Below are 14,332 nucleotides of genomic sequence, written 5' to 3'. Positions count from 1 at the left end.
TGTTAAGCAGCAAATATTAATAACATTGCAAGTACAAACGCAAGCAACCCCATGATTTCAACCATGGCAGCACCAATATAAACGTAACTTTTCATTTTACCTTCTGACTCAGGATTTCTCGCAATCCCATTTAACATAGCAGAGAAGATATTAGCTATACCTAAACCAGCACCGAGCATTCCAAATACAGCCAAACCAATTGCTATAAATTTTAAAGCCACTAAATCCATATATTACCTTTAACTATTTCTTTATAATATAATTGTAAAATATTCTGCAAGGAAGTCAATTACTTTACTGCATCTGACAAATATACACATGTTAATATAGTAAATATATAAGCTTGCAAAACTGCAACAAATACTTCAAATCCTATTAGTGCAATTATAAACAAAAAAGGTGCAGGTGTAAAAAATATGTTCATATTTATGACGAATCCTGCTATCACTTTGATGATTGTATGACCTGCAATCATATTTGCTGCAAGCCTTATTGATAAACTAATCGGTCTTACTAAATAAGCAAATAATTTAATAATGATGATTATAGGTGCAAGCCACGAAGGAGTTCCTTTTGGTAGCAATATGCGTAAAAATTCTACTCCTCTTTCTTTAAACCCAACAATCGTTATATAAGTAAAAACCACCATTGATAAAGCGAAGGTAACTATCACATGACTTGTAACTGTGAAACTATAAGGAAGAACACCAACTAAATTACACGATAAAATGAAAATAAATACTGTAAATATCAAAGGAATGTGCTCCAAACCTTTGCTTCCAGTGTTACTTTCTATTATTGAAACAACAAAATCATATACATATTCAACTGCAGCTTGCAAATATCCTGGTATTACTGCACCTTTTCTTATTCCAAGGAGCAAAAACAGTATCATTAATACCACCAAGATCATCATAAAAAGAGATGAGTTGGTAAAGTTTATGTCATACCCAAATAATTTTGGTAGTTCTATTATTGTATATACTTTAAATTGTTCTAGCGGATTTAACGCCATTTTGACCCTGTATACTTAAACTGCAGCAGTAAATAAAGTATAAATTTTATAGAATAAAGTCAAGAATTAATATAAGGAGCTCTGTATTATTAACATATTAACAAAATATACAATTAAAATGCAAATTATAGTCAGCTACCAATCTTATTCTAAATTCTTGACTTAACATCTTATTTTAACTATAATTTAGTTTTAATATGAGGCAATTATGAACGAAATAGATTTTACTAATCCACCTTTAAATTTAGAACAGGAATGTGGTAACGGGTACATCAAGTTTACAGATTATTCTTCTAACTCAGACACTGGTCTTTTCCATATGGCAGGTGAAATGCTAAATGAAAGCCATGATGTTATAGGAAATTTCACTGGTGATGCTTACATTTATAATTTCCATATAGATGATCACAATATGAACATTCAACTCTGCATGGAAATGGACTGCAAAGGTGACATAAAGAAAATTCTTTCTTTGTAGAAAGAGTAGGCTTCTCTGTTGTTTCTTGCAATATAGAAGCCACTTATTACAACAAACTTTAAAAACATCACATTTTACATTACAATGAATTTTTGTTTCTTGTTAGATAAATGAAGTTCACATTATCTTGGTTACTAGAGTACTTAGAAACCAATGCTAGTTTAGAGGAAATTACTGATAAATTAACTCACATAGGGTTGGAAGTAGAGAATGTGATCGACAATTCCAGATTGGCCGGGTTTGTTGTTGCAGAAGTATTAGAAGTCGCACCTCATCCAAATGCTGATAAATTAAAATTATGTAAAGTAAATGATGGAAGTAAAGTTCTGCAGATAGTCTGCGGAGCAAAAAATGTTAAAGAAGACATGAAGACTGTACTTGCATCTCTTGGTAGCACATTGCCAGAAAGCAACTTTACAATTAAGCCTACAAAAATAAGAGGAGTGCTAAGTGAAGGGATGCTCTGCTCTGCCTCTGAGCTTTCGCTGACTCAAGATGAAAGTGAAGGAATAATCGAGCTTTCTGATGATTATAAAACAGGAGATAAATTTTTCAATTGCGATCCTATAATTGACATAAACATCACTCCAAACCGTGGAGATTGCCTAGGTGTTTATGGAATAGCACGTGATCTAGCAGCAACTGGAATTGGAACGTTAAAGACTTTAATCATTCCACAACTTACCGATTCTATGAACTCACTAATAAACGTCAAAGTCATCGATGGGGAGAGTTTTATTAGTGGAGTATATATCACTAATGTAAAAAATAAAGAGAGTCCAAAATGGCTAAAAGATAGTCTGGAATCGATAGGAATGCGCTCCATTTCTGCAATAGTTGATATTACTAATTACATCATGATATCCTTTAATCGCCCAATGCATGCATATAATGCAAAAAAAATAGAAGGAGAGCTCACAGTACGTAAAGCAAACGATGGAGAAAAATTTATTGGTTTAAATGATAAAGAATACTCATTAAATAAAGACATAAGTGTTATTTCTGATGATAAAAATGTTCATGCAATTGCTGGAATTATGGGCAGCAAGTATAGCGAATGTACACTTGAAACTACTGATATCTTTTTAGAGTCTACTTGGTTTGATCCTATCTCTATCACTAAATCTTCAAGGCAATTAGGCATCTCCACAGACGCAAGTTACAGGTTTGCACGTTCAATTGACCCTGAATTTACCCTTGATGGACTCAATCTTGCAGCCAAAATGATTTTGGATTTATGTGGCGGAGAAGTGTCAAGCATAGTGTCTGCTGGCAATTTGAATAAGGCTGATACCAAGATAAATTTTGATTATCAAGATGCAAACAAACTTGGAAGTGTATCTGCATCACCTAATGAGCTATTCGATATTTTAACAAAGCTAGGGTTTAGTATCGATAAAAAAACCGAAGGTAATTGGAATATACAAGTACCAAGCTGGAGACCGGACGTAACCATACCTGCTGACTTAGTTGAAGAGGCAGTAAGAATATACGGCTATGATAAAATAAAGGAAGAGCAACTAGCAGAAGACGTTACAGTAGAAGAAGAGACACAAGATGATTTGCGCATTTTAATGACAAGCAGAGGATTTCATGAAGTGATAACTTGGTCTTTTATGAGTGAATCAATAGCTGAAAAGTTTGGTTACTTGAATAAGTTATTCATTATCGATAATCCATTTAATAATAACTTCAATATAATGAGGCCAAGTGTCATACCAAATTTGTTGCAAGTCACTGCAGATAATATTGCTCACGGGATATCTGATCTCGCAATTTTTGAAATTGGACCAATTTATAATGGTGAGGCTCAGTCTAAGTACGTTTTAAGTGGAATTAGATCAGGAAATAATTCGCCGAAAAACCACTATAACACTGATAGAAAAATAGATATTTTTGACGCAAAGGCTGACCTCATAACAGCTTTGGAACTTTTTAATGTCAATTGTGATAATTTAGCAATAGAGAGAGCAGAAAAAGAATATTATCACCCAGGAAAATCAGGCTCCTTATCTTTTAGAAGTAAAATAGTTGGTTATTTTGGAGAATTGCATCCGAGTATATTGGATTTTTTTAACATCAAACAAAAAATTGTAGGCTTTGAGTTGATATTAGAAAATATCGAAAATTTACCTATAAGTAGAAAAAAATTTATCGATTATAAATATCAAAGTGTAAAACGCGACTTTGCATTTATTGTAAATAAAGATGTAGCAGCAGGCAGTATAATCAATATGGTGAAAAAAAGCTCAGAGCTCATCACAGAAGTTTTGATATTTGATGTATATCATGGAAACAATATAGAATCGAATAAGATGTCTATAGCATTTTCAGTTACTTTCTGCTCTCCAACTCACACTTTAACTGAAGAGGAAATCCAAAAAGAATCAAATATGATAGTCAACTTAGTGTGTGAAAATACTGAAGGAACTTTGAGAGCTCATCATTAAGCCGTAATCGCCGTTTCCTGATTTTGCTGTGTCACGTTTACTTCATCCAATTTATTTCCTATCTTGAATTCAATATCCTTGAAAAACCTATCCCACATTCCATGCAAATGCTCTTCTACTTTAGGCCATACATCATTTTTAAATGTCGTTCCATCATCAGAAAATAAATTACCCAAAAAAACTCCTACTTCCTCATAACTTGATTGAAAATGTTGAAGAAATGTCTCTACTTCCTTATGAGTATCATGTGCCACACTCAATGCTTTCCCTTCTGTGCTCTTATCCCCACGCATTGCAACGGCAAGACCTGTTTGAATATATCCCAAGCCTGTCCTAATAGCTTTTATAGGCTGCAGCCATGAACTCTTATCACTTTTTGGTACATTATTTACTATATTTTCCACCAACCTATTTATTAAAGGAGACAATAAATCTTGACAAAAATGTTTGATATTGTCTTTTGTCTTAATCACAGGACTTTTTATGCACTTTTCTGCAAAATAGTACTCAAGTTCTGCTCTCTCTAATAATTTCTTAATTGCTTCTTCGTTAAAAGTTTCATGCTCGAACGCCTTCAGTAAATCATCTTCTATTATTGCAAATTTTATTTTTTCACGAGATTCTAGTTCTTCTCTATAATCATTTATTGTTTTTTCATTTATCAATAATCCTTTTTCTTCCAATTTCAACTGTTCTAATGTTTTTAGAATTTCTTTGTTATTTTCTAAGTGCTTCTGTACTAGCTTTGTATTTGGATGCTTTTCTCCTCTTCTCTCTTGCTCATCTTTTAAGTACTTATTTAAATCCTTACTCCCTTCTATTATTTTTCTCAATAGCATAGGTTTTTCAGGTCTTTTTAAGTATTTTTCAATTCTCACTCGATGTGAATTAATCTTTTCTACTAGATCTGGTGCCTCCCTTTCTAATAACTTACATGAATTCTCTATACCCTTTGCTTGACCTTTAAATAAATTTTGCATTTTACATTTCGTTATTTCTAAATACATCTTTGCTATAAAATCATTCACTTTACCTGAAGCTTCTTCTAAACTTTCCCCATTCAAAGGACCTTTTATCTCCTCTTCTAAATCTCGAAACTGGTCTATTAAGCTTAATATTCCTAACAGGCTTAACTCACCCTTTGCTTTTCTCATTACTGATTTTACTAGTCTTCGCTTAACTTCTTGATTACCATATTCGAACTTAAAAAGACCTTCTAATCTTCTTCTTAAATTATCCTCCGCTAAGCTATTCTTTTTTATAATCTCGTATATTCCTTTCAATTTTGCATGTCCCTTATCTTCTCCTGCTTCTTTTAAAAAATCTCTTAATTTGCTTTCTAAAACACCATATGTTGAGTTATTCTCTTTTATATCCTTAAATATTTTTTTCAATTTTTCGTATATCCCATCTGGTCCCTCCTCTTCTAAAAAATCTTTTGATTTCTTTTCTAAATTATCGTTTGTGAAGTTATTTTTTTCTTCATCATATACTTTTTTCAGTTCTTTATGTATCTTAGTATATCTTTCTTCTCCTTTTTTCTTTAAATCCTCAATTCCTTTTTTAGCATTATTTAGAGCTTCTTCTGTTTTTTCAGGATTTATATCCTCATAAACATCAATAATTGCCCTCTCAGCTATTTTCCCTTCTTCTTTAAGCCGTTCCCATTCTGCTTTAAATACAGGAAGCTCACTATCTTCTAAGATATCTGGTACTTTTGCTCCTGCTTCTCTCAAATCTTTGATTATCACTTCTTTCTCATTTGGTAATTCCTTACCTTGACTTTCTAATTTCTGTTTCACTAAAGTATTTTTTAGCTCATCCTCCAGTGCAAAATCTTTTCCCCGTCTATTTTGCTGAAACTTAATTGCTTGTATAAAAGCAACTTGATAAGCATTTTCTATTAAGTGAGTTGTCAACTTAGAATCTATGCTACTCACCACTTTCAGCCTGAATTTACTCAATAATTCCTTCGGTTTATCATGTGTATCTTTCTTTTTTGGACTCACCAGCTTTCCCATAGTTCTTGCGCATTCTTGAATCGAAGTTGCAAGCACATTCTTGATTTCACTATGTAAGGGCTTAAGACCATTTTTTAAATTGATGTTAGTTGACAATTTTAGTACGATATTGCGCTCTGAATCCCGCGTTACACTAAACCACTTATTATCTTCATTCTCGCATAAATCTTTAAGTAATTGTTTAAATTGTGGTGGAAACTTTATTTCCATATCATATGCAATGCTTGACTCAGAAACCTCCATTTCATGAAAAGATACCTCTATATTTTGGTGCTTATTAGAATACTGCCCCATACTTATTTTAAGAGCAGTAACTAAAGAGTGAGATAACTCTCTATTTAAAAGATAAAAAGTAGCCAAAGCAACTGTTGCAGGAACGATTAAGGCTACAAGCACAGTCACATTAACAAAAATTGCCATTGCAGCAAGAGCGCCATATGCCAATCTTTTTGGCACACCTGTTTCACTCTTTTTTGTCTTATCTTCCACTACACCTTCTTGTGTCTTGCTATTTGCTTTAAATCTACTGTATATGACTAACCCCAGCGCAGTAAAAGCAATATAAGGGACCATTAAAACTGACAGAGCTAAATTTAATATTTTCTTCTCTGGGCAAGCTCTGTTTATCTCTTTCAATATTTCGCTTGACATATTATACCAGGAGGTAAAAAAGTCAGAATTATAATCTTTATAATGAAATATACTGAGTGGAATATCAAAAGTAGCAGCCTTGCTATCAAAGAATTCTTCCACTTCCTCTAAATCGTAAGTAGATTCTTGTTGTTCCATAGCATCAAAAAACTCTTCCTTCTCCTCTGAAGTAGCAAGACTTAAATTATTTCCTTCTTCTACATTAGAAACAGCTTCCACAGCATCAAAAAATTCCTCTTCTTCTTCCGAAGTAACATCGGAAGTAGATTTTACTTCACCTGAACCATCACTGTTGTTATTTAAATCAATAACTTCTCTATGACCATCTGCAACAACTTGATTCATATCACCACCCTACTTAAAGCAATTTAAGTATAGCATAAACATTACTAACTTTGCAACTTTATTAACTTAATACCAACTGTCAAACCTTGGTATTCCTTAGAATAGAAATCGGCCTCAATCTCTTTATTAGTGTCCAAAGATAAGGCAAGGGTCTGATCTTTTATATATTCAACCCATGTATTTATTGCTTCCTTAATTTTTTCATCTTCTGCTTTAATTATTACTCTGATTCTATCTGATATATGAAAATCAGCTTGTTTTCTAGTTTCTTGAATAAGCCTCACAACATCTCTCGCAAGCCCTTCTAGAATTAGTTCATCATCGAGCTCAGTGCTCAGAATAACAATCCCTTTATTGTTATCAAATACAGAAGAATATTCACTGTTTGCTTTTAACAATAGTTCATATTCACCTTTTTCTATAGTATAGTTCTCTGTTTCATCCCCCAGAAATATTTGCTCATTCTCAATTTGCTTCCACTTTTCTTCTTTGACATATTGAACTAGTTTCTTGATTTTATCTGCAACCTTCTTACCAAGTAGCGGAAAATTTAGTTTTAGCTCTAGTGACGCAACTTCTTTCAACTCACTTACTATTTCTAGTTCTTTTACATTCACCTCATCTCTTATTATCTCTTGATATTCATTTTCAAGGAAATCGCAGGAAGACCTATGATAAATGGTCATACTGCCAAGTGGCTGCCTGATGCGCATGTTAAACGTATTTCTGATGGATAATGCAGAGTTACATATCTCTCTTACCAAATCCATCTTGGCAATGAGTTCACTGTCATATCTATCTGATTGTGGAAAATCAGCCAAATGAACAGATGTTTCTTTGTACTGAAGCCCTTGCCATATAGTCTCTGTTATGAGTGGCAACAAAGGAGCTGCAGCTCGAAGCATGTAATAAAAAACTGTGTACAGAACATTATAAGCGTCCGTTTTATCTTGATCTAAGTCACTTTTCCAAAAACGCTCGCGACTGCGACGAATATACCAATTATTTAGCACTTCAAAAAAATCTGTCAAGATTTTGCAAGCTTCCTGAGAGTTATAGTTGTTCATAGAAGCTCGCATACCTTCCACAGCTTCAAAACATTTTGAAATCATGTAGCAATCAATAGTATTCTGATAATCCCTACAAATCTCAGCTTTAATTCCATCTGCATTTGCATACATAGTAAAAAAGTGATAACTGTTCCAAATAGGTTTTATTACGTTTTTCAGAACATCACGCACTAAATTTCCTTCTTTGTCGAGTAGTAAATTACCACCGCAGACAATGGAACCAGACAGCATAAGAAAACGCAGCGCATCAGAACCATATTTGTCAAACACTTCCATTGGGTCCGCATAATTATTCAGACGTTTGGATAATTTCTGCCCTTTCACATCAAGAACCACACCGTGGCATATGCAGTTCTTAAATGGCTCACTGTCAAATAAAGCAGTGGAAAGCACAAAAAGCGTATAGAACCATCCTCTTGTTTGTGCTATATATTCAGTGATAAAATCCGCAGGGAAATTTTTCTCGAACCATTCTTTATTTTCAAACGGATAGTGAACTTGCGCGAACGGCATCGAGCCAGACTCAAACCAACAATCAAACACATCAGGCACACGACGCATAACTGATTTTCCTGTTGGATCATCAGGATTTGGTCTCGTCAAAGTATCGATAAACGGTCTGTGCAAGTCATCTATCTTAACATTAAAGTCTCGCTCTAGTTCTGCTATTGAGCCATACACATCCACTCTTGGATATTTTGCATCGTCTGATTTCCACACAGGAATTGGAGTACCCCAGAATCGATTGCGTGAAATAGACCAGTCGTGCGCTCCTTCAAGCCATTTTCCAAATTGACCATCTCTTATATGATTTGGCATCCAATTAACTCTCTTATTTAGCTCTGTCATTCTTCCCTTAAACTTTGTCACAGCAACATACCAAGAAGGCATAGTGCGGTAGATTAAAGGAGTGTCAGTTCTCCAGCAGTGTGGATAATTGTGAATATATTGCTCAGTTTTAAACCAGCTCCCCTGCCTTTTTAATTTCTTGATTACTGTATCATTGGCATCAAAAACATGAACTCCTGCCAAATCTGAAACTTCAGTAGTAAATTTTCCAGCGTTATCAACTGGACAAACAGCTCGAATATCATGGCTTTGGCAAAGGTAAAAATCTTCTTCACCAAATCCAGGAGCAGTGTGCACAACACCAGTACCATCTTCTCCTGTAACATAATCAGCAATGAAAACACGGAACGCATTCTTTGTATCTTTAAAGTAATCAAACAGTGGTTTATAGGAAAGACCTGCAAGATCACTCGCTTTAAGTTTTGTATTACAGTTTTCATATTGAATATTGCTTTGTTCACAGTGGCTGACAAATTTCTCTAAATAACTTTCAGCAAAGATGCAGACTTCACCATTTACTAACACCATACAATACTCAATATCCTCCCCTACTGCCAGTGCAAGATTGCTCGGCAACGTCCAAGGCGTTGTAGTCCAAGCAAGTAATCTACATTTTTGTTTAAATTGCTTTGGATTTTCTAAAAGTTCAAAAGCAACAGTTACAGCTTTGCTAATTTTTTCTCTATATGCATTATCAAGCCTTGTTTCAAAATTAGAGAGTGGAGTTTCGCACGCCCAGCTATAGGGAACAACGCGTATTGATTCATACACCAGACCTTTATCATAAAGCTGCTTAAATGCCCACATGACCGACTCCATGAATGACTTATCCATAGTCTTATAGTCATTGTGAAAATCTACCCATCTTGCTTGTCTATTTACATACTTCTCCCATTCTGATGAAAATTTCATCACAGAAGTACGGCAATGATTATTGAATTTTTCAATGCCAAATTTCTCTATCTCAGTTCTACCAGATATTCTAAGTTCCTTTTCCGCGCCCATCTCAGCCGGTAGCCCATGGCAATCCCAACCAAATCTGCGTTCAACCCTTTTTTGCAGCATAGTTTGATATCTTGCAAATGCATCTTTTATAAAACCAGTAAGCAAGTGTCCGTAATGCGGAAGTCCATTTGCAAACGGAGGCCCATCATAAAATACAAAACAATGATCCTTGGAACGTTTCTCGACTGACTGCTCAAAAATTTTATTTTCCTGCCAAAATTTTATGATTTCCTTTTCTAGCAATGAAAAATCAGGACTGCTGCTTGTATCAGGATAATACTTCATATTCATTTTAACTGGATAAAATCAAAGAATATAGAGCTTTCCAGAAAATTACAAATCCAAAAACTCTGTTTCTATAAACATTGATAGGTGTTGACATTATTATACAGCATATTAATAAATCAGACTTATTTACTTAAGTTAAAGATGAATAAAGACAATAACAGTTGGCCTTATCAGAAATTTCACGATGCTAACAAAAATAATAGTAAAAGCAGCGTTATTTGGAGATCGCTTTCTTATGAATATAATAATTCTGGAAAGGTTGAAAAAGTACACTATCAGTGGGAAAAGAAAAAAAATCCCGCAAATCTATTATATCAAGTCTCATATGATTGCGTAACAGAGAGTTGTAGTCCTTTAAGGATTAAATCTAGATAGCTTATAAAACACACAAAGTGCTTCTACATGAGACCATGGGAGCACTTTTCTCTAATTAGGCAGCGCATCCCAACAAACTATTTTGCCGAGCTTCCAATATCCTTACATTTACTATTTTATCTTTGTATTTATCGTCAGGATCATCAACGCATACTGATTGCATGTATGGGCTTTTACCAATAATTTGATTTTGGTGTTTACCTTTTTTATCACTGAATAGAACAGGAATAGTTTTTCCTATCATACTCTGATTAAATTCAAGTTGTTGCTTGCTAATTAATTCCTGTAAACGAAGAAGGCGCTCTGTTTTAACCTCTTCTGGTACTTGATCTTTTCTTTCCGCCCCTGGCGTTCCTGGCCTTGGGCTATATTTAAAACTATAAGCCTGAGCATATTTTATTTTTTCTACTAATTTCATAGTTTTTTCAAAATCTTTTTCAGTTTCTCCAGGAAAGCCAACGATAAAATCAGAAGAAAATTCAATTTCAGGTTTCAATTTGCGCAATCTGTCTATTATTCCCAAATATTCCTCTGCCGTGTGTTTTCTATTCATTGCATGCAATATTTTATTCGAACCTGACTGCACAGGTAGGTGAACAAACGGCATGAGTTTTGATTCCTCCGCATGTACCAAGTAGAGAGATTCGTGCATATCTCTTGGATGAGAAGTTGTGTAGCGGATTCTTTCTAGCTTTTCAATTTTAGCAATGTGACTAATTAATTTTCCTAAATCCCACACCTCTCCTTCGCACTCTCCATGATAAGCATTAACATTTTGACCGAGCAAATTGATTTCCCTTGCCCCATTTGCAACTAACTTCAATGTTTCACGGAATATTTCATTTACTGGTCGTGAATACTCAGCCCCGCGTGTATATGGTACCACACAAAACGTACAAAATTTATCACAACCTTCTTGTATGGCAAGAAACGCAGAAGACCCCTGGCTATTGCCATAGCATTCATCTGGCAATTTATCAAACTTCGCAACTTCTGGAAAATCAGTATTTATTACATGACCTTTACTTCTGCTTGCTTTGACTATTAACTCCGGTAAAGCAGAAATACTCTGCGGACCAACAACAATATCAACAAAAGGAGCCCTTCTGAACACTTCTTCTCCCTCTGCTTGCGCTACACATCCAGCCACCACTATGGTCATTTCCTTATTTTTTTGTGATGAATGGATTCTTCCAAGCTCTGAGTAAAGCTTTTCTGCTGCCTTTTCTCTAATATGACAAGTATTTAATATCACCAAATCAGCTTGTTCTGCATCACTAACAACGTTGAACCCTAAAGGCTTAACTATATTCTCCATTAAAATGGAGTCATAAACGTTCATCTGACAGCCGTAAGTTTTAATATATAGGCCTTTCATATTTAAAATTCTTCACACAAATTCTAGCAAATTATACGAAAAACTGAATTCTAGTACAACAGCCAATAAAGATTGCTTGACAAACCTTCTCGCTTTCCTTACTCTAACAGTAGAGGTATTTTAAGAGCTCAAAAATCTATCTTCGTCTGCAGACTTTTCAGTCAATTTTTCAAAAAAAAACGTAGTGTATCTTCTTCAGCACGTGTTCAAATTCTGTTGTATGTGCGCTGCATTTTCTTTCTAATCTTTCAGGAGGATTTTATGTCCAGAATTCCAGATACTTAACCTTTATTCTTAAGCTAAAAACCGATTGGTACCTATGGTTTTTATAAAGAAAGTGCAAAAAATACTTTAAAGAATATGAAATAAAGGTAGAAAAGGTTTGAGTAACCAAAAACTGTTTCCAGGCATAAATTTGTCATGTATACCAAAAAGTAATTACACTAATATAATATTCACACTTATATGCTAATATAGATACAATACTAATTAAAGAGCATGTTATGCAAGAAGAAGTATCAGATTTTACAGATGCTCTTTGTCAAAATAAATGTGATTCCTTTCGAGTGACACTCTCCTATATCTTTCTTTAGGTTATACAGAAGTCTAACACAATTATAGAACAAGCGTAAAAGTTCTGGTAAAGTAGTTTTATTTACAAAAAATATGCTACTTGATATTGAAAAACGCAGCATAACAAATGCACTGTGGAAGTTACAAGAAGCAGATCAAAGGGAGATTTTTACTCTTATACAGAGATTTGAGTTGCCAGAAATATTAGCAAGAATATTAGTTGCTCGTGGTGTTAACATAGAAAATGCACATGACTTCTTACACCCACTAATCAGATCGCTATTACCAGATCCCTTTCACCTCCTTGATATGGATAAAGCTGTTTCTCACATAATAAAAGCAATAAACAATAATGAGAATATTGCAATATTTGGTGATTACGATGTTGATGGTGCAACGTCATCAGCATTGATTAATAGGTACCTAAGAGCGATTGGGACACACTCTATAATCTATATTCCAGATCGTGTTGATGAGGGCTATGGATTGAACACAGATGCTTTATTACAACTTAAAAAGAATGGTATTGATTTATGTATTTCTGTTGATTGCGGTACGCTTGCATATCAACCAATAGAAGATGCAAAAGTCTTTGGACTTGATATTATAGTTGTCGACCATCACCTTGGAACAGAAAAATTACCAAGTGCTGTAGCAGTTGTTAATCCCAACCGCCTTGATGAGAGCTCTCCTTATAATAACTTAGCAGCAGTTGGAGTGTCATTTCTGCTAATTGTTGCTCTTAACAGAATCCTACGTGAGCAAGGATTTTTTACCAACAAAAAAGAACCAGATTTATTTGATCTACTGGATTTGGTTGCTCTTGGAACTGTTTGCGATGTTATGCAGATTACAGGCCTAAATAGGGCTTTTGTTTTACAAGGATTAAAAGTTATGTCAGCAAGAAAAAATGTTGGCTTACGTGTTTTGTTTGACGCTTTGGGAATCCTTGAAAAACCAAGTGTTTCACGATTAGGGTTTAGTATTGGGCCATGTATAAATGCCGGAGGAAGAATTGGAGAAGCATCGCTCGGTGCAAGGTTGCTTTCCACCGATGATGATGATGATGCACATTCAATCGCGCTAAAACTAATAGATTTGAATAATGCAAGAAAAATGCTAGAAAATGAAGCTATTTTGGAAGCCACAACACAAGCGGAAAATTTTGCCCACTTAGGTGTAAATTTTATAATGGTAAGTGGTAATTGGCACCAGGGAATAATTGGTATCATTGCATCAAGACTAAAAGAGCAGTTTCACTTACCAACGATAGTGATATCTTTAAACAATGGAATAGGAAAAGCAAGCTGTAGGTCAATTTCTGGAGTAGATATTGGTGCTGCGGTTCTTTCTGCAAAATTTACCAACCTAATCATTGAAGGTGGTGGTCACAGTATGGCAGCAGGATTTTCGATTGAAGAAGATAAAATAAGTGATCTACATGATTTTTTTACTGAAAGATTTGCAAACTCCACAAACGATAAAACTATAAAAGCTGATGGTATAGTAACAGCTAAAGCAATAAACTTATCCCTTTGGAATCAACTGCAGCGCTTAGAGCCATTTGGAGCTGGCAATCCTGAACCGAGATTCATCATTCAAGGGGCAAAGATAAGAAAGCCGGAAGTTATAGGAGTTGATCATATAAAATGTTTTATTGCTGATGATAATGTTATGGTCAAAGCTATTGCGTTTCGCTGTGCAAATACTGAGCTCGGCTCTGCTATTATGCAGGGTAATGTTAAAGCCATTTTGGGTAAAATCTCTATGAATTACTGGAATGGCAATGAATTTGTGCAGTTTTTAATAGAGGATGTATTGACCATTAGTTGAG

At 34.5% G+C, this 14,332-nt stretch carries 9 protein-coding genes; 4 read left to right on the top strand and 5 right to left on the bottom strand.

What is annotated here, in order from left to right:
- Positions 1 to 2 precede the first annotated feature (2 nt).
- Positions 3 to 230 (bottom strand): F0F1 ATP synthase subunit C, encoded by a 228-nt coding sequence (locus ABWU45_RS02025; protein WP_006014985.1) that lies wholly within the window; start codon positions 228 to 230, stop codon positions 3 to 5.
- Between the two features lie 59 nt (positions 231 to 289).
- The gene (locus tag ABWU45_RS02020) at positions 290 to 1,015 is read right to left on the bottom strand and encodes a F0F1 ATP synthase subunit A (RefSeq protein ID WP_353278791.1); all 726 of its coding nucleotides are present in this window, start codon (positions 1,013 to 1,015) and stop codon (positions 290 to 292) included.
- Between the two features lie 208 nt (positions 1,016 to 1,223).
- Here ABWU45_RS02020 and ABWU45_RS02015 point away from each other — a divergent pair, with 208 nt between their 5' ends.
- Together ABWU45_RS02015 and pheT are read left to right on the top strand one after the other, a co-directional pair.
- A complete protein-coding gene (locus ABWU45_RS02015; RefSeq protein WP_010402566.1) occupies positions 1,224 to 1,493 on the top strand; it encodes a hypothetical protein in 270 nt (89 codons plus the stop codon).
- A gap of 110 nt (positions 1,494 to 1,603) precedes the next feature.
- Complete coding sequence (pheT, locus tag ABWU45_RS02010; RefSeq protein WP_353278790.1) at positions 1,604 to 3,943, top strand: phenylalanine--tRNA ligase subunit beta; 2,340 nt, start codon at positions 1,604 to 1,606, stop codon at positions 3,941 to 3,943.
- Here pheT and ABWU45_RS02005 read toward each other — a convergent pair.
- On the bottom strand, positions 3,940 to 6,960 hold the full coding sequence (locus tag ABWU45_RS02005) for a hypothetical protein (RefSeq protein WP_353278788.1): 3,021 nt from the start codon (positions 6,958 to 6,960) through the stop codon (positions 3,940 to 3,942). The genes pheT and ABWU45_RS02005 overlap by 4 nt on opposite strands.
- Positions 6,961 to 7,004: 44 nt before the next feature.
- Positions 7,005 to 10,175: an isoleucine--tRNA ligase gene (ileS, locus tag ABWU45_RS02000; RefSeq protein ID WP_353278787.1), complete on the bottom strand. Its 3,171-nt coding sequence runs from the start codon at positions 10,173 to 10,175 to the stop codon at positions 7,005 to 7,007.
- A 138-nt stretch (positions 10,176 to 10,313) separates the two neighbouring features.
- On the opposite strand from ileS, the gene ABWU45_RS01995 reads away from it, so the two are divergent.
- On the top strand, positions 10,314 to 10,547 hold the full coding sequence (locus ABWU45_RS01995) for a hypothetical protein (protein ID WP_010402600.1): 234 nt from the start codon (positions 10,314 to 10,316) through the stop codon (positions 10,545 to 10,547).
- 55 nt (positions 10,548 to 10,602) lie between these two features.
- On the opposite strand, the gene miaB is transcribed toward ABWU45_RS01995, so the two are convergent.
- Positions 10,603 to 11,925 (bottom strand): tRNA (N6-isopentenyl adenosine(37)-C2)-methylthiotransferase MiaB, encoded by a 1,323-nt coding sequence (gene miaB, locus ABWU45_RS01990; RefSeq protein WP_264682955.1) that lies wholly within the window; start codon positions 11,923 to 11,925, stop codon positions 10,603 to 10,605.
- Positions 11,926 to 12,591: 666 nt separating this feature from the next.
- Here miaB and recJ point away from each other — a divergent pair.
- On the top strand, positions 12,592 to 14,331 hold the full coding sequence (gene recJ / locus ABWU45_RS01985) for a single-stranded-DNA-specific exonuclease RecJ (protein WP_019236680.1): 1,740 nt from the start codon (positions 12,592 to 12,594) through the stop codon (positions 14,329 to 14,331).
- The last annotated feature ends 1 nt before the right edge of the window (position 14,332 follow it).

The organism is Wolbachia endosymbiont (group B) of Longitarsus flavicornis (genome assembly GCF_964028135.1).
In the GTDB taxonomy this organism is placed as follows: Bacteria; Pseudomonadota; Alphaproteobacteria; order Rickettsiales; family Anaplasmataceae; genus Wolbachia.
Note: the sequence above shows the minus strand (reverse complement) of the source record. Positions and strands in the feature narration are given on the sequence as shown.

What these genes read in the sequence shown, in the direction of transcription:
- ABWU45_RS02025 (WP_006014985.1), bottom strand. Translation starts at nt 230, where the DNA reads ATGGATTTAGTGGCTTTAAAATTTATAGCAATTGGTTTGGCTGTATTT.
- ABWU45_RS02020 (WP_353278791.1), bottom strand. Translation starts at nt 1,015, where the DNA reads ATGGCGTTAAATCCGCTAGAACAATTTAAAGTATATACAATAATAGAA.
- ABWU45_RS02015 (WP_010402566.1), top strand. Translation starts at nt 1,224, where the DNA reads ATGAACGAAATAGATTTTACTAATCCACCTTTAAATTTAGAACAGGAA.
- pheT (WP_353278790.1), top strand. Translation starts at nt 1,604, where the DNA reads ATGAAGTTCACATTATCTTGGTTACTAGAGTACTTAGAAACCAATGCT.
- ABWU45_RS02005 (WP_353278788.1), bottom strand. Translation starts at nt 6,960, where the DNA reads ATGAATCAAGTTGTTGCAGATGGTCATAGAGAAGTTATTGATTTAAAT.
- ileS (WP_353278787.1), bottom strand. Translation starts at nt 10,175, where the DNA reads ATGAATATGAAGTATTATCCTGATACAAGCAGCAGTCCTGATTTTTCA.
- ABWU45_RS01995 (WP_010402600.1), top strand. Translation starts at nt 10,314, where the DNA reads ATGAATAAAGACAATAACAGTTGGCCTTATCAGAAATTTCACGATGCT.
- miaB (WP_264682955.1), bottom strand. Translation starts at nt 11,925, where the DNA reads ATGAAAGGCCTATATATTAAAACTTACGGCTGTCAGATGAACGTTTAT.
- recJ (WP_019236680.1), top strand. Translation starts at nt 12,592, where the DNA reads ATGCTACTTGATATTGAAAAACGCAGCATAACAAATGCACTGTGGAAG.